This window comes from Vagococcus bubulae (genome assembly GCF_003950315.1).
Taxonomy (GTDB): Bacteria; Bacillota; Bacilli; order Lactobacillales; family Vagococcaceae; genus Vagococcus; species Vagococcus bubulae.
The window spans coordinates 1-14,822 of the sequence record NZ_NGJT01000037.1 but is presented as its reverse complement, the minus strand read 5'-3'; the positions used below and the strand labels follow the sequence as shown (position 1 = coordinate 14,822).

17 protein-coding genes and 1 pseudogene are annotated in these 14,822 nt (G+C 34.0%); 15 read left to right on the top strand and 3 right to left on the bottom strand.

Annotation, left to right across the window (positions count from 1 at the left end; all coding sequences use genetic code 11):
* The first annotated feature begins 161 nt into the window (after nucleotides 1-161).
* The 6 genes from CBF36_RS11685 (at nucleotide 162) to CBF36_RS11660 (ending at nucleotide 4,402) form a co-directional block, all read left to right on the top strand.
* Entirely contained in the window at nucleotides 162-656 is a 495-nt protein-coding gene (locus CBF36_RS11685) for a peptide-methionine (S)-S-oxide reductase (RefSeq protein ID WP_333502256.1), read from the top strand.
* A gap of 181 nt (nucleotides 657-837) precedes the next feature.
* Nucleotides 838-1,269, top strand: coding sequence for a MarR family winged helix-turn-helix transcriptional regulator (locus CBF36_RS11680; RefSeq protein ID WP_125958554.1), 432 nt, complete (start codon nucleotides 838-840; stop codon nucleotides 1,267-1,269).
* 21 nt (nucleotides 1,270-1,290) lie between these two features.
* Complete coding sequence (locus CBF36_RS11675) at nucleotides 1,291-2,250, top strand: ring-cleaving dioxygenase (RefSeq protein ID WP_125958553.1); 960 nt, start codon at nucleotides 1,291-1,293, stop codon at nucleotides 2,248-2,250.
* 12 nt (nucleotides 2,251-2,262) lie between these two features.
* On the top strand, nucleotides 2,263-3,150 hold the full coding sequence (locus CBF36_RS11670) for a VOC family protein (protein ID WP_125958552.1): 888 nt from the start codon (nucleotides 2,263-2,265) through the stop codon (nucleotides 3,148-3,150).
* A gap of 11 nt (nucleotides 3,151-3,161) precedes the next feature.
* Nucleotides 3,162-3,770: a flavin reductase family protein gene (locus CBF36_RS11665; protein ID WP_125958551.1), complete on the top strand. Its 609-nt coding sequence runs from the start codon at nucleotides 3,162-3,164 to the stop codon at nucleotides 3,768-3,770.
* Nucleotides 3,771-3,784: 14 nt separating this feature from the next.
* On the top strand, nucleotides 3,785-4,402 hold the full coding sequence (locus tag CBF36_RS11660; protein ID WP_118251198.1) for an alpha/beta hydrolase: 618 nt from the start codon (nucleotides 3,785-3,787) through the stop codon (nucleotides 4,400-4,402).
* A gap of 53 nt (nucleotides 4,403-4,455) precedes the next feature.
* Here CBF36_RS11660 and CBF36_RS11655 read toward each other — a convergent pair whose 3' ends face one another.
* Entirely contained in the window at nucleotides 4,456-5,628 is a 1,173-nt protein-coding gene (locus CBF36_RS11655; RefSeq protein ID WP_125958550.1) for a cobalamin-independent methionine synthase II family protein, read from the bottom strand.
* A 117-nt stretch (nucleotides 5,629-5,745) separates the two neighbouring features.
* Here CBF36_RS11655 and CBF36_RS11650 point away from each other — a divergent pair, with 117 nt between their 5' ends.
* From CBF36_RS11650 to CBF36_RS11640, 3 genes are read left to right on the top strand one after another with little or no spacing between them, the layout of a single operon-like run.
* The gene (locus CBF36_RS11650) at nucleotides 5,746-6,678 is read left to right on the top strand and encodes a LysR family transcriptional regulator (protein WP_125958549.1); all 933 of its coding nucleotides are present in this window, start codon (nucleotides 5,746-5,748) and stop codon (nucleotides 6,676-6,678) included.
* Between the two features lie 57 nt (nucleotides 6,679-6,735).
* Complete coding sequence (gene hemH, locus CBF36_RS11645) at nucleotides 6,736-7,680, top strand: ferrochelatase (protein WP_125958548.1); 945 nt, start codon at nucleotides 6,736-6,738, stop codon at nucleotides 7,678-7,680.
* 15 nt (nucleotides 7,681-7,695) lie between these two features.
* Nucleotides 7,696-8,196: a GNAT family N-acetyltransferase gene (locus CBF36_RS11640; RefSeq protein WP_125958547.1), complete on the top strand. Its 501-nt coding sequence runs from the start codon at nucleotides 7,696-7,698 to the stop codon at nucleotides 8,194-8,196.
* A gap of 120 nt (nucleotides 8,197-8,316) precedes the next feature.
* On the opposite strand, the gene CBF36_RS11635 is transcribed toward CBF36_RS11640, so the two are convergent.
* A complete protein-coding gene (locus CBF36_RS11635) occupies nucleotides 8,317-9,222 on the bottom strand; it encodes a LysR family transcriptional regulator (protein WP_125958546.1) in 906 nt (301 codons plus the stop codon).
* A 173-nt stretch (nucleotides 9,223-9,395) separates the two neighbouring features.
* Here CBF36_RS11635 and CBF36_RS11630 point away from each other — a divergent pair, with 173 nt between their 5' ends.
* The 5 genes and pseudogenes from CBF36_RS11630 to CBF36_RS11610 all read left to right on the top strand — a co-directional run bounded on the left by CBF36_RS11630 (nucleotide 9,396) and on the right by CBF36_RS11610 (nucleotide 13,256).
* Nucleotides 9,396-9,809, top strand: a complete 414-nt coding sequence (locus CBF36_RS11630; protein ID WP_125958545.1) for a CidA/LrgA family protein — start codon at nucleotides 9,396-9,398, stop codon at nucleotides 9,807-9,809.
* Nucleotides 9,799-10,506 carry an LrgB family protein gene (locus tag CBF36_RS11625; RefSeq protein ID WP_125958544.1) on the top strand — a complete coding sequence of 236 codons (708 nt, stop codon included), beginning with the start codon at nucleotides 9,799-9,801 and terminating at the stop codon, nucleotides 10,504-10,506. Before CBF36_RS11630 ends, CBF36_RS11625 begins: the two co-directional genes overlap by 11 nt.
* A gap of 52 nt (nucleotides 10,507-10,558) precedes the next feature.
* Nucleotides 10,559-11,671 carry a lactate oxidase gene (locus CBF36_RS11620; RefSeq protein WP_125958543.1) on the top strand — a complete coding sequence of 371 codons (1,113 nt, stop codon included), beginning with the start codon at nucleotides 10,559-10,561 and terminating at the stop codon, nucleotides 11,669-11,671.
* Between the two features lie 176 nt (nucleotides 11,672-11,847).
* Nucleotides 11,848-12,069: a hypothetical protein gene (locus CBF36_RS11615; RefSeq protein WP_243638032.1), complete on the top strand. Its 222-nt coding sequence runs from the start codon at nucleotides 11,848-11,850 to the stop codon at nucleotides 12,067-12,069.
* Nucleotides 12,070-12,180: 111 nt separating this feature from the next.
* Nucleotides 12,181-13,256: pseudogene (locus tag CBF36_RS11610) on the top strand (IS3 family transposase).
* Between the two features lie 59 nt (nucleotides 13,257-13,315).
* On the opposite strand, the gene CBF36_RS11605 reads toward CBF36_RS11610, so the two are convergent.
* Nucleotides 13,316-13,495 carry a hypothetical protein gene (locus CBF36_RS11605; protein WP_125958541.1) on the bottom strand — a complete coding sequence of 60 codons (180 nt, stop codon included), beginning with the start codon at nucleotides 13,493-13,495 and terminating at the stop codon, nucleotides 13,316-13,318.
* 196 nt (nucleotides 13,496-13,691) lie between these two features.
* On the opposite strand from CBF36_RS11605, the gene CBF36_RS11600 reads away from it, so the two are divergent.
* On the top strand, nucleotides 13,692-14,648 hold the full coding sequence (locus CBF36_RS11600) for a tRNA dihydrouridine synthase (RefSeq protein WP_125958540.1): 957 nt from the start codon (nucleotides 13,692-13,694) through the stop codon (nucleotides 14,646-14,648).
* The last annotated feature ends 174 nt before the right edge of the window (nucleotides 14,649-14,822 follow it).

The window sequence follows — 14,822 nt, the reverse complement described above, 5'->3', positions numbered from 1 at the left end:
GATGGTAATAAGATTCTATCAAAACTAGCTCATCTGTAGTAAGATGTGTATAGGTCATTTGTGATCACTCTCCTTGTTTTCTTTGGTTGGAAATACAATTTGAGTGTATCACAAATGATTTTTTTAGTTGTCTAGCTTAATGTTACAATCGGCGCTTTTAAATCATTTTATATAGAATATCAAAGTTTGACAGGAAATTTTCTTTAGAGTATACAAAAGAGTATACAAAATTATATCAAGAGTTTTTTGGCATTATTGATACCGAAGCAGGAAGGGCAAATGGTCGGACGAATACGTTAGATGGTGAATACGATGGCTATGCTGAATGCGTCAAAACAATTTTTGATCCACAGGTGATAACTGTTACTCAGTTAGTGGAGTATCTGTTTGAAGTGATTGACCCATATAGTATCAATAAACAAGGAATTGATAAGGGAGAAAAGTATAGAACAGGCATTTATAGTGAAACAACGGTACATTTGAATGAGGCATCTTGTTATATAAATAATCGACAAGATAGAGATGACATAGCTGTTGAAGTAAAACCTCTTACTAACTATGTCAAGAGTGCAGATGAGCATCAGGACCGATTGGATAGATGTCCTGATGATTATTATCATATACCTAAAGATTTGTTATTAAAGTATAAATATTAGTAATTGAATGTTGTGTTAAAACACTTTCCATTTTGGAGAGTGTTTTTATTTTACTAATTAAAAGTAAGTCTAGTTAGTTTACTTTTTGTAAGTAATATTATATGATGATGTCAAGTAAGAGAGATATCTTTTTTTAATCATTTTTATCTCGAATTCGAAATAAACGATAGAGGTGATGACTATGAATCAAACAGAGCAATCGTTAAACACATTTATTCAACTGATACGGGCAAGTAATAAATTGGAAAAAATCGTCAGACAAGATGTCACGGAGTATCAATTAAATATAACCGAATTTGCGGTGATGGAGTTGCTCTTTCACAAAGGAAAACAGACAATCCAAGTGATTAAAGAGAAAATTTTGATAGCTAGTAGTAGTACGACATATGTTATTGACCAATTAGAGAACAAAGGATTTGTCACAAGGCAAACCAATATTAACGATAAGCGAGTAACGCTTGTTGTATTAACAGAGCGTGGGACACTACTCATGAAAGAAATTTTTCCTAAACATGCTAAAACCATTACCGATTCAATGTCATGTTTAGAGCCAAATGAATTAGAACAACTATTAAAGTTATTAGCCAAATTAAATAGGTCACTAGGAAAATAGTGACATCAGGAGGAATTGGAAATGAATGAACAAGATAAATTATTAGGAATTCACCACATAACAGCAATGACAAGTGATGCTAAAAAAAATTATGACTTTTTCACTAATATATTAGGTATGAGACTAGTTAAAAAAAAGGTTAATCAAGATGATATCTATACTTACCATACTTATTTTGCAGATGATTATGGGACACCAGGTACCACGATGACGTTTTTTGACTTTCCTAATAATCCAAAAGGCATAAGAGGTACTAATGCTATCACGCATATAGGGTTTAGAGTTCCTACTGATGCCGCATTAGAATACTATAAAGAACGATTTTATGAATTTAATGTAGATCATGATGATATTTTAGAAGAATTTGGTGTAAAAGTATTGTCATTTAGAGATGAGGATGGTCAGCGTTATCAATTAATATCAGATGAAAATAATTATGGCGTAGCGGCTGGAACTGCTTGGAAAAATGGTCCAGTACCTGAAGAATATGCCATATATGGTTTAGGTACAACAGAGATAACAGTTAGTTACTTTAAAGAGTTTAAATCCTTAATGGAGACAATTTTCTCGTTTAAAGAAATTACTCATGAGGGAAATCGATATTTGATGGAAGTTGGTGAAGGGGGCAATGGGACACGGATTATTTTAGTTGAAGAGACTCAATTACCTGATGCTAGACAAGGATACGGAGAAGTGCATCATTTGGCCTTTCGTTTGAAACAACGTGCGTCTTTACAAGTATGGAAAGAGTTATTTGATCAGCTAGGATTACCTAATTCGGGTTATGTGAATCGTTTTTATTTTGAATCACTTTATGTCAGAGTAGGGCATATTTTAATAGAACTTGCAACAGACGAACCTGGATTTATGGAAGATGAGCCTTATGAAACATTAGGCGAAGCATTATCACTACCACCATTTTTAGAAAAAAAACGTGAATATATAGAAAGTGTTATCAAACCATTTAATACAAAAAGATAGAGGTGTTTAGATATGGAATCTATAAATAGAATACATCATATTTCTGCTATTGTTGGAAATCCTAAAGAAAATGTGAGATTTTACGAAACGATATTGGGACTTAGACTGGTTAAACAAACAGTTAATTTTGATGACCCACAAACTTATCATTTATATTTTGGTAATGAACAAGCTGAACCGGGGACTATCATAACTTTTTTCCCATGGGATACAACCAGTCGAGGGCGTGTTGGTAGCGGACAAGTTGGTCGCATTGCGTTTCGAGTTCCTAAAGGTAGTCTCGCTTATTGGAATGAACGTCTTACTTCTTTTAATGTCTCCTTTGAGATAAGTCAATTATTTGGAAAAACGACACTATTATTTAATGACTCTCATGGTTTAGATATAGCTTTGGTAGAAGGTGAAGAAATGAACGGATACCAAATTATGGGATTTCATGGCGCAGTATTGTTATCTAGCCAACCTAAAGATACGATGCAAACATTAAGAGATGATTTAGGGTTGAGTGTAGTATCCGAAGATAATGATGCCTATCATGCTGAAACAATAGGTAAAGAAAAACATCATATTGTTATTCCAAAAGAAAGATTACCACGCGGACGTTTTGGAGTAGGTACTGTCCACCATATTGCCTGGTCAGTCCCTGATGATGAGATACATCGCATGTGGCAAGATTATTTATATGAAGAACAATATCAGGTAACAGAGATAAAAGATAGGCAGTATTTTAAAGCCATTTACTTTATTGAAAAAGGAAATATCGTGTTTGAATTAGCAACGGATAAACCAGGGTTTACCATTAATGAGTCTTTAGACCATCTAGGTGAAAAGCTAATGTTACCGCCACAATATGAGCATATGCGATCACAATTAGAGAAAAGTCTATTGCCACTTCGATAGGAGGAAAAGAGATGTTATCACTAAATCCAAACACCATGAGTGAACGAGAAAATTATAAAATGCTGATTGGCTCAATTATTCCTAGACCAGTCGCAGTTGTTACGAGTCTAGCGAAGGATGGGACACTAAACATTGCACCATTTAGTTATTTTAATATTGTAACCTCTAATCCACCGATTATTTCGTTATCGATTCAACGACAAAATGGTCAGATGAAAGATACAGCACATTATATTGTGACAAGTAAGGAAGCTGTGGTACATATAGCTGAAGAGTCCTATATCAAAGATATTAATCAGACTGCTACTAGTTGTAGCACAGAGGAGAGCGAGTTGAGCTTGACGAATTTTACATTAAATCAAGCTAAAAGTATATCAGTACCAATGTTGTCAGAGCTTCAAATCAAGATGGAAGTGACGTTGTATCAACATATTGAAATAAAAGATGACCATCAAGTGACAGCTGATTTATTGTTATTATCAGTTAATTATTATCATATTGATGATACATTATACGATCATGGTAGAATTGATTTTAAAAAGTTACGTCCAATGAGTCGTCTTGCAGGAAGTGATTATGCCAAAATAGGAGAGGTCATCACAATTGAACGACCGGTTTAAGGGGGATAAATACGATGAATTATACAATTAAATATGGCGGTAAGGAACAGCCGGTTTTAATACTATTACACGGAACAGGTGGAAATGAATCATCTTTATTGGATGTTGGTAAAGACTTAATGTCAGATGCGACATTAATAGGTATTAGAGGAGAAGTATTGGAACAAGGTCAGTCTCGCTTTTTTAGTCGAGTAAGTGACGGTGTTTATGATGAAGTAGATTTAGAAATGCGTGCAAACGACTTACATAGGTTTATTAGTGAGCTTTTGCAAAAGAGTCAGTTAACTAATCAAGAGATTGTCTTAGTTGGTTATTCTAATGGTGCAAATATCGCTATTAAGTTATTGCTTAACTACCCTGATAAGTATCAAAGAGCAGTATTATTTCATCCTATGTACCCAATAGATGTTTTAGAGGATCATGATTTAAGTCAAACAGAATTATTTGTCACATTAGGAACACAAGATAGTATTGTTCCCATTGAGGAAAGTCAACGAGTTTTGACTTTATTTCGAAGATTTCATGCGAATATCCTATCAGAGTGGACATTAACGCATCAATTGACCTATTTAGAAGTTGAAAAAGCCAAAAAATGGTTGCATCGAATAATAAAACAAAACGAGCATGAATAATTATTGCTCGTTTTTTATAGTGGTAAAGGATTAATATAGGGGATTGTTTTATTCTAATTATATTGATTCACATAATCATCAGACCAAAAGTTTTTCGCTATTTTTTGCCCTTGGTCAATTTTTGCCCATTGTTGGTCTTGGGTTAATTCATTTCCACAATCACATGACGCAAACCCGCATTGATGAGAGAGTAGTAATCTTTCTTTTGGTAAAATGTGACTGGCTTTTTCGAGTAATTGATAGATTCTTGTTTCATCATCTAACGTATCTGTCTTACTTGATAGCAAACCTAGTACAACCTCTACATCTTGTTTGTCTTTTAATACTTCCAATGCTGAAATATCTCCCGCACGTTCATCATCCCACTCTAAGAAGAAGCGATCATAATGTTGTTCTCCTAGGAATTTTTTCGCAATGGTTTGATAGCTTCCTCCAGCAGCATGACGACTTTGATAATTGCCACGACAGTTGTGTGTCCAAACTTTCAATCCTAATGAATGCCCAAAGTCAGCGACTTCATTGTTAATCGCAATAAACGTATCCGCTAAATCTTCCAAACTCTCATTTCCTTCGGTGAAGAAGCTATCTTGGTTATCTGAAGAAAATAGTGTCCATAAACAATCATCAAATTGGATAATTTCACCACCAATTTCTTTAAATTCAGTTAGAAATTCTTTGTAGGCGTTGATTAAGCCTTTTTTTAATTCGTCTTGTGTTTTATACACTTGTTCGTCGCCATAAAGTCCATTAAAAACAGATAATTCGGTAAACGCATGTGCAGCTCCCCAAACGGTTAATTTGGCTTGTGTATCACCAGCTTCTAGCTTTACTTTTTTAAAGATGTCAAGGAAGTGGTGATTTTTTGCTGATAATGGTGCTGTGATACGAATCCCAATGTCTTTACGTGTTTCAAAATGATCGCCATCATGATCTTTAAAGGCATATCCATGTTCTGCGATGAAACGTTCGACACCACCTAATCCCCATAAGAAATCAAGATGCCATAATGCTTTTGAAAACTCCCCATCAGTCACAATATCAATTCCATGTTCAATCTGCTCTTTTACGACTGCTTTAATGGCTTTTGTTTCCACTTCTTGGTATCCTGGAAATTCATCATAAAATGGATAAGTAATATCGTCTCGAACTTCGATTTGTTCTTTATACTCTAATAAGTTTTTTGGTCTTAGTAATGATCCAACTAATTGAAATTTTGATCGTGTCATAAAAAATCCCTCCGTTTTTTAAGTGTTGAACGTATTGTAACAACAATTTTTAAAAATAGATAATACAGAATAATTTAGTGATATAATAGGTAAAACCTATAACGTAAGGAGGACACCATGCGTATCCAACAATTAGAGTATTTAGAAAAAATCGCTGACACTGGCTCAATCAATGAAGCTGCTAAGCAATTATTTATTAGTCAGCCTAGTTTATCACAAGCGATGAAAGAGTTAGAAAAAGAGTACAATATCCAATTGTTTTATCGGAGTAAAGTAGGTATTACGCTAACAAGTGAAGGACGAGAATTTATGAACTACTCACGGATGATTCTTGATCAAGTCAACTTGTTAAATGGACGATTTAAACAAGATACAACGAGAAAGAGAACTTTTAGTGTATCAGCCCAGCATTATGCTTTTGTGGTTCATGCTTTTGTCGAGTTAGTCAAAGAGGTTGGAAAAGAAGAGTATCATTTTACTTTACGAGAAACCATCACAGAAAATACCTTAAATGATGTGCAGACATTTCGCAGTGAGTTAGGTGTGATTTACTTAAATGACTTTAATAAAACAGTGTTAAAACGATTGATTTCTGAAAAAGATTTGATGTTTGTCCCGCTATTTGATGCTAAACCGCATGTGTTTGTTGGTCGTGATAATCCATTAACTAAAAAATCGCGATTATCTTTAGAAGATTTGGAAGAGTATCCTTATTTATCCTATGAACAAGGAGAAACAAACTCATTTTATTTTTCTGAAGAGATATTGAGTACACTCCCGCATAAAAAACACATCCAAATTAGTGATCGGGCCACCATTTTTAACTTAATGATTGGGTTAAATGGGTATACAATTAGTTCAGGAATTATCAGTAGTGAGTTGAATGATGAAAAAATTGTGGCAATTCCACTTGATGTAGAAGAAACCTTAACATTAGGGTATTTAAGACATAAAAAAATAGAGTTGAGTCAAGTAGCTCAAACATATATCGATTTGTTAAAACAGCATATTAAACGATTTGGGTTTGAGGTTTATGAAACATTTTATTAATTGTGCGAATAAAGAAAAATATGATAGACTATTAACCATTAATCAGGAGGATCTAGGATGAAGAAGAAAGGGATATTGTTGATTAATTTGGGAACACCCAAAAAAGCGACACCGAAAGAAGTGAAAAAATATTTACGAGTCTTTTTATCCGATAGACGGGTTATTAAGACTCATCCATTATTATGGCAACCTATTTTACAAGGGATTATTTTAAATACAAGACCTAAAAAATCAGCAGAGTTATATCAATCTATTTGGACGGACGAAGGATTTCCATTGTTAAATTATACGTTAATCCAACGAGATAATGTGGCAACGTTATTTCCTGATTGGGAAGTGGAGATAGGGATGTCTTATAGTGAGCCAACGATTGAGCAAGCATTAGATAGTTTGCTTCAAAAAGGGGTAGAAGATTTAACGATTGTGCCAATGTATCCACAATATTCTGGTACAACAGTGGGGTCCGTTTTTGATAGTGTCATGCGATATTTTATCGGGACGGACAAGATTATCACGATGCGATTTATTCGCTCTTATTTTGATAATGAGTTATATATTTCCTATTATGCTGAAAAAATCAAAGAAAGCTTGTTGCATCATAAGGTTGATACAGTTGTGTTATCTTATCATGGCATACCTGTATCATATGTTGAAGATGGCGATAGATACCCTAAAGAATGCAAAGCGACCACGCAAAAAATAATGGAAAAAGTCGGCAGTGATGTCCCATTTATTCAAACGTACCAGTCGAAATTTGGACCAAATGAATGGTTAATCCCTGCGACAGATACCACATTAAAAGAGTTACCATATAAGGGGATTAACAAGGTCTTGGTTGTCGCACCAGGTTTTGTAGTAGATTGTTTGGAAACCATAGAAGAGTTAGAAGAAGAAAATAAAGGATATTTTTTAGAAAATGGTGGGAAAGAGTTTATTTATCTACCACCGTTTAATGCCGATATGGCTTTTGCCGAAATTGTCAGAGATATTGTAACCAATTAAAAAAGGAGGTCATTTATGACTGTTACATTTTCTTATGCCACATATCAAGATTTACCTAAAATTATCGAGATTTATAATCAAGCTGTCCCAACTCGTCTCTCAACAGCAGATACCTCTCCTGTGACAGTAGAATCAAAAATTATCTGGTTTGAGTCTTACAATCAGATGACACGACCATTGTGGGTGATGAAACAAGATGAAACGATTGTTGGATGGGTCGCCTTAGAAGATTTTTATGGACGTCCAGCTTTCAAAGCAACAGCTGAAATCAGTTTATACATTGATAATCAGTTTCAAGGACAAGGCTTAGGCCAAAAAGCATTGGATTGGGTATTTTCACAATTACCTCAGTGTCAAGTCACAACGATTATGGCCTATGTGTTTCATCATAATGTTGCCAGTCAAAAATTATTTTTTAGAAATGGCTTTGAACAATGGGCACATTTACCTAATATAGCAAATATGGATGATGAATTGTATAGTTTAGATATATTAGGAAGAACGTTTCGTCATTGATAAATAAAAATAGTATGGCACTTGTCTATTAAAACTTTAGCGTTTTTGTTTTTGCTATCTTTTATTACTTTTCTATAGTTTATAAAAAAGACATCATTTACCCAAATAATCAGATTATACTTATTCCACCCTAAAAGGTTTTCCAAATTCTTTCGTTAAATCAATGATCGTTTGATTAAACTCTGTTTGAAAGGTGTTGGCTTGATGTATTTTTTTATTAACAATTAGACTGATGTAGATTTGGGGAGGTTGTTCCAAAGCTACTTTAGTCAAACCAGGATGTTCACGCACTAAAATATCACTTAAAAAAGCAATCATGTTAGTTGAGCTGGCTATGGAAAGAGCTGTTTGAATTTCTTTTGTATAAATGGTCTGAATTGTGTTTAAATGATGATCTGTCACCCAATCATCAAAAATACGGTGATGCATGTATCCTTTTTCCAGTGAAATAAAGACATCTTCCTTACAATCTGTAGGGGAGATGATTTTTTTTGTAGAAAGAGGATTACTTTTTGATACCCAAAGTGCCATATCTTCTTGTTTTAAAGGAATTTGGATGAGTGAGTTATCATTGAATGTTGGTTCGTCACTCCCAATAATCGCAATAGGAACCTTACCAGTTTTAACTAGTTCTAACATCGTGTCGGAACTTTCTTCTTCAATAAATTTCATTGAGGAAGAAAATTTCTCTAAATGAGGTAAAAGGCGGGACATAAAATACCCACCAATCGTTGGTAAGAAACCAAAGTAGACGATTTGATGTTTAAAATCATGAATTTCTTCTTCGGCCTGTTCAACTGACTTTAAAATTTGATGAGAATAACGATATAAAATGTCACCGGTTTCAGTTAAACTAAGCTTCTTGTGAATTCTTTTTCTATCGATAAGGATGGTGTCTAGTTCGTTTTCTAGTCGTTTTATAGCCATTGAAATGGATGGCTGGGAAACGTAAAAGTGTTCCGCCGTTGCTGTGAAGCTAAGTGTATGAGCTAGGTGATTAAAGTATAATAAATCTTTTAAATTCATGTGAAATCCCTTTCTAATATTGTGAAAAAACACTCATAAATAAAATGTATATAAACGCTATTTACATAAGTAATAGTTATAATATCATAAGCAAAAAATATTATCCAAAGAATTGTTCTCATGCTATATTAGTCTCACTAAAACGTTTACAAAACGAAAGAGAGTTGATTTTTATGAAGCAAATCAAACAACTTTTCTGGATTTTTTTATTTTCTTTATTGGGTGAGGTAATCTCAGCATTACTGTCTCAAGTCATTGCAATTCCAGGAAGTGTGATTGGTATGGTGCTATTATTCTGTGCTCTTCATTTCAAATGGATCAAGATGGAACAAGTAGATGAAGTGGGAACATGGTTAACAAATAATATGGGCATCTTTTTTGTCCCAGCAGGTGTTGGGTTGATGTCAAACTTTGGTGTATTAGCCAATACATGGTGGCAATTACTTGTTATTATGGCGATTACAACGATGTTAATGATGGGATTTGTTGGACGCATTGTCCAAGCTGTTAAGTCCAAAGAAGTGGAAGCGGAAACAAACATAACAGAGTCCCTTGAAGAAATTGAGGTGGAAGTTGATGTTATCTAATGTGTTAGAAAGTCCGTTTTTATGGATTAGCTTGACAGTAGGCTTGTATTTATTAGCCGGAAAATTAAAAGACAAATGGCCAAAGAATCCATTATTTACACCATTAGTATTTGCGATTGTTGCGCTTATTTTAATACTCGTTTTTATGGATATTCCACTAGATACTTATAAAAAAGGTGGACAGTTTTTAAGTCTATTTGTTACACCGGCAACAGTGGCTTTAGCCATTAAGTTAGAACAAAATTTCGTGTACTTGAAAAAATATTATCCAGCTATTTTAACAGGCATATTTAGTGGTGTTATTTTTCACACCGTGATGATTTATGCGTTTAGTTTATTATTTGGATTTGAAAAAGAGATGGGCGCAACATTGATACCAAAATCGATTACGACAGCGATTGCCGTTGGTGTATCGGATTCATTAGGGGGCATTGTCTCATTAACTGTTGCGGTAGTGGTATTTACAGGGGTTATTGGAGCGATGATGGGACCAACGATTTTTAAATGGTTTAATATCACGGATCCAGTGGCACAAGGCGTCGCATTAGGAAGTTCGTCTCATGCAATGGGAACAGCAAAAGCGATTGAACTTGGAGAGGTTCAAGGTGCAATGTCTGGCCTTTCAATCGTGGTAACAGGATTAACGGTCGTAGCATTAGTACCATTTACCGTACCAATCACCAATATTTTATTTTAATTAGGGAACAACACTTAAAAAAACAAAAAACTTTTAAAAAGGATGAAAAAACATGACAGAACAACAAACATATAACGCACCAACAATTGAGCAAGAAATTGACGTAATTAGTACGTATAGATTAGAAGAAGCAGCAAGTAAAGTCGTTCCTAAAGGTGGATTTGACTACATTTCAGGTGGTTCAGGAAAAGAATTTACGCTACAACGTAATGACGAAGCATGGTTAAGTAAAGGGATTTTACCTCGCGTTTTAGCTAACGTAGAAAATCCAGATACTTCAACATCTATTTTTGAGCATGATTTAAAAGTTCCATTTATCATGGCACCTATTGCAGCACATGGTTTGGCTCATGCAACAAAAGAAGCAGGAACAGCTAAAGGAATCTCTGAATTTGGCGGAACCATTATGTCAATTAGTGCGTATTCTGGTGCAACATTTGAAGAAATCGACGCTGGTTTAAATGGCAATCCTCGTTGGTTCCAAATTTATATGAGTAAAGATGAAGAGATGAATAAAAACATCTTGGATGAAGCAAAGGCAGATGGGGCAACAGCTATTATTTTAACAGCAGATGCAACGCTAAGTGGTAACCGTGAACGCGACTTAGAAAATAAATTTGTTTACCCATTTGGTATGCCAATTGTTTCTCGATACTTAACAGGTTCTGGAGAAAATATGTCCTTAAATAATATTTATGCTCAATCTAAACAAAAAATTGAACCAGCAGACGTGAAATTTATTGCTGAATACTCTGGTTTACCTGTTTTTGTTAAAGGGGTACAAACACCAGAAGATGCTGTATTAGCGATTGGTGCAGGAGCAGCGGGTATTTGGGTATCAAACCATGGTGGACGTCAATTAGATAATGCGCCAGGTTCGTTTGAAGTGTTAGCTGAAATTTCAGAAGCTGTAGCAGGGCGTGTTCCAATCGTTTTTGATAGTGGAGTTCGTCGTGGAGAGCATATCTTTAAAGCACTAGCAAGTGGTGCAGATATTATTGCGTTAGGTCGTCCAGTGTTATTTGGCTTAGCTTTGGGTGGATGGAAAGGTGTTAAATCTGTTTTAGAATACTTTGAAACTGATTTAAAACGTGTGATGCAATTAGCAGGAACACAAACAATTGAAGATGTAAAACATGCACGATTATATGATATGAAAAAATAGAATAGATGTTTCAAACCACATAACTAAGCTATATTAGGTATGTGGTTTTTAATTATTAAGATTTTATTTAGATAAGTTGATTTTGGTCTTGTGAGAAGAGTTATCATTTCCTTTTTTTTAGAATCAGGAATATACTCTCTTTATATTAATAAGGCATGTTTTTTAAATGGTTGATTATGAAAAAAAAAGAAAAAGTGATTGATAACGTAGTGAAAGTATTAAATGAATTGGATACTAACTTAGATAAGCTAGATCAGTTAGAAAATGATGAAAAGAAACATAGTGTGAAGACATGGTATTATCAAACTAAAGCTGTTCATGAGATTAAAAAAATTCTTCATGACGTGCAAAAGTATGAAAAATACGATGATAAAGAATTAGAAAAATATGGTTTATAACATAAAAAAACAGGTGACTTTTTAAAAGGTAACTGACCCCAAAAGGTAAGACAAATATAAAAACACCCTCGTTGAATTCATGTAAAATGAAATTAACGGAGGTGTATTTTTATGGTCAAAAGAATTTCTTATCCAGTAGAAGTAAAAGAAGAAGCTATAAAAATGAAGATTGAAGGTAAAACAAATAGAGAAATTATGAATAAGCTAAACATTCGGAATGAAACTCAGGTGAACATATGGTGGAGATGGTATAGAAACGGAGAATCTTATCGATTCTCTCAAGGTGTAGGAAAACAATATACCTATGGAAAAGGTAATGAAAATTTATCTCCTTTGAAAGCTCTAGAAAGAGAAAATAACTATTTGAAACAGGAAATTGATGTTTTAAAAAAATACAAGGAATTGGAAAGGATGTGGAAAAATAACTATTTATAAAATTAGTGGATTCTTATAAAGGAGTGCTATCTGTTACATGGTTATGTCACTATTTTGGTGTAGCTAGGAGTACTTATTATCGTTGGGCTAAGAAGGAAGATATAGAGGATATTCGAATTAAAATGATTCAACAGCTATGTAAAGAAAATAAATTCACTTATGGTTATCGAAAGATTACTTTTTTGCTTCGTAAAAAGATAATAATTAATCATAAAGTTGTTCAGCGTATTATGCAAAAATACGGATGGAGTTGTAAAGTGAAAATAAAGAAAAAACAACGCCTTGGTTCTATTTATTTTAAAACCTCTAATGTAATTGATAGAGACTTTAGTTCAAGTAAGCCGTTAGAAAAACTAACAACAGACATTACTTATCTTGATTATGGTCCTAAAAGGCTATATCTTTCTAGCATTATGGATTTGTTTAATGGAGAAATACTCTCTTATACAATAAGTGAAAAACAGGACATATCTTGTGTTTTAGACACACTAAATAAATTACCTAAACTTCCAGATAAATGTATACTTCATTCGGATCAAGGTTCTGTGTATACTTCTGATAATGCTCCAATAGAGTCGTTTCACTCCATCCTAAAGGCTGAAACGTTCTCATTACACCCAGAGCTTGGAAGCTCTACAATTAGTGTAATTGAAACTGTACAAAATTTCATCAACTATTATAATAAAGAAAGAATTCAACAAAAATACGATTACTTATCTCCAGTTGAATATCGGAAAAAGGTAATCGCATAGGTATTTTTATTACTGTCTCATTTTAGGGGTTCAGTCCCAAAGTTACCTGTTTTTTTGTTTTACCGAAGCTTTATTAAAGGTATCCAAACATCTGAAAACACAATTAACATAATGACGATGGCTGAAATGAGTACCCATAGCCATAATTTATTACTCTGTTTCTTCCTTAATTGAACACGTAGCTGTTCGTTTTCTAACCTTAGTCGCTCAATTTCAAATCTTGCATCATTATCTGTCATGGTCTCACCTTCATTTCATCATTCAGTCACTTATTTGTTAATTTCATTATAGATGATAGGTTAAAAAATATATATCAGACTTATGATGTATTTATCCAGTATAAATTAGGAAAAGGGTTCTCTGCTTTGCGTCTTTCTATCATTATTAGTATAATGTCAAGTGACTTAGTAAAAGGATTTAGAACGGAGATACTATATGACAACGAATTTTTGGCAAGACTTACCAAAGCCATTTTTTATTTTAGCCCCAATGGAAGATGTGACGGATGTGGTATTTCGTCATGTGGTGAAAAAGGCAGGAGCACCAGATGTATTTTTTACAGAGTTTACTAACTCGGATAGTTTTTGTCATCCAGATGGTAAAGAAAGTGTTCAAGGAAGATTGTTCTTTGAAGAAGATGAGCAACCTATCGTGGCACATATCTGGGGAGATAACCCTGTGTATTTTAGACAGATGAGTAAAGAATTAAAAGAGATGGGATTTAAAGGCATTGATATTAATATGGGATGTCCGGTTCCTAATGTGGCCACACGAGGAAAAGGCAGTGGCTTAATTTTACGTCCAGATGTAGCAGCTGAATTAATCGCCGCAGCAAAAGAAGGTGGACTACCTGTTAGTGTGAAAACACGTATTGGGTATCATTCGCAAGATGAGATGATTGATTGGTTGGCACATATTTTAAAACAAGACATCGCTAACTTGTCGATTCATTTAAGAACACGGGATGAAATGAGTAAAGTACCTGCTAAGTGGGAATTAATTCCAGAAATATTAAAGTTAAGAGATGACATTGCCCCTAATACACTCATTACAATTAATGGTGATGTTCTGGATCGTCAAATGGGACTTGAATTAGTAGAAAAATATGGTGTGGATGGGGTTATGATAGGCAGAGGGATATTCAAAAATCCGTATGCCTTTGAGCGTGAACCTAAAGATCATTCAACAGAAGACTTATTAGGACTATTAAGACTTCAATTAGACTTACAAGATAAGTATGCTAAACAAGTTCCAAGGTCAATAGTTGGATTGCATCGCTTCTTTAAAATATATGTTAAAGGCTTTCCAGGAGCGAGTGATTTACGCGTCAGTTTGATGAATACCAAATCAACAGATGAAGTACGTCAGTTATTGGATGCCTTTCCTTTATAAGAAAAAAGTAATTTATATATATTAAGATACTTTAACTCTAAAAAAATGGCTCTATGTCAAATCGTGTTGATGGACAATAATAGGGATAAAAAGAAGTCTCAAAAATGAAATAGAATTAATTGGAGTGAGGGAAGAAATTCTCTCACTTTTCTTATTTAACCTGAAAAACTTGAT

Excerpts from the sequence above, each read along its gene's own strand:
- CBF36_RS11680 (WP_125958554.1), top strand. The coding sequence starts at position 838 with ATGAATCAAACAGAGCAATCGTTAAACACATTTATTCAACTGATACGG.
- CBF36_RS11675 (WP_125958553.1), top strand. The coding sequence starts at position 1,291 with ATGAATGAACAAGATAAATTATTAGGAATTCACCACATAACAGCAATG.
- CBF36_RS11670 (WP_125958552.1), top strand. The coding sequence starts at position 2,263 with ATGGAATCTATAAATAGAATACATCATATTTCTGCTATTGTTGGAAAT.
- CBF36_RS11665 (WP_125958551.1), top strand. The coding sequence starts at position 3,162 with ATGTTATCACTAAATCCAAACACCATGAGTGAACGAGAAAATTATAAA.
- CBF36_RS11660 (WP_118251198.1), top strand. The coding sequence starts at position 3,785 with ATGAATTATACAATTAAATATGGCGGTAAGGAACAGCCGGTTTTAATA.
- CBF36_RS11655 (WP_125958550.1), bottom strand. The coding sequence starts at position 5,628 with ATGACACGATCAAAATTTCAATTAGTTGGATCATTACTAAGACCAAAA.
- CBF36_RS11650 (WP_125958549.1), top strand. The coding sequence starts at position 5,746 with ATGCGTATCCAACAATTAGAGTATTTAGAAAAAATCGCTGACACTGGC.
- hemH (WP_125958548.1), top strand. The coding sequence starts at position 6,736 with ATGAAGAAGAAAGGGATATTGTTGATTAATTTGGGAACACCCAAAAAA.
- CBF36_RS11640 (WP_125958547.1), top strand. The coding sequence starts at position 7,696 with ATGACTGTTACATTTTCTTATGCCACATATCAAGATTTACCTAAAATT.
- CBF36_RS11635 (WP_125958546.1), bottom strand. The coding sequence starts at position 9,222 with ATGAATTTAAAAGATTTATTATACTTTAATCACCTAGCTCATACACTT.
- CBF36_RS11630 (WP_125958545.1), top strand. The coding sequence starts at position 9,396 with ATGAAGCAAATCAAACAACTTTTCTGGATTTTTTTATTTTCTTTATTG.
- CBF36_RS11625 (WP_125958544.1), top strand. The coding sequence starts at position 9,799 with ATGTTATCTAATGTGTTAGAAAGTCCGTTTTTATGGATTAGCTTGACA.
- CBF36_RS11620 (WP_125958543.1), top strand. The coding sequence starts at position 10,559 with ATGACAGAACAACAAACATATAACGCACCAACAATTGAGCAAGAAATT.
- CBF36_RS11615 (WP_243638032.1), top strand. The coding sequence starts at position 11,848 with ATGAAAAAAAAAGAAAAAGTGATTGATAACGTAGTGAAAGTATTAAAT.
- CBF36_RS11605 (WP_125958541.1), bottom strand. The coding sequence starts at position 13,495 with ATGACAGATAATGATGCAAGATTTGAAATTGAGCGACTAAGGTTAGAA.
- CBF36_RS11600 (WP_125958540.1), top strand. The coding sequence starts at position 13,692 with ATGACAACGAATTTTTGGCAAGACTTACCAAAGCCATTTTTTATTTTA.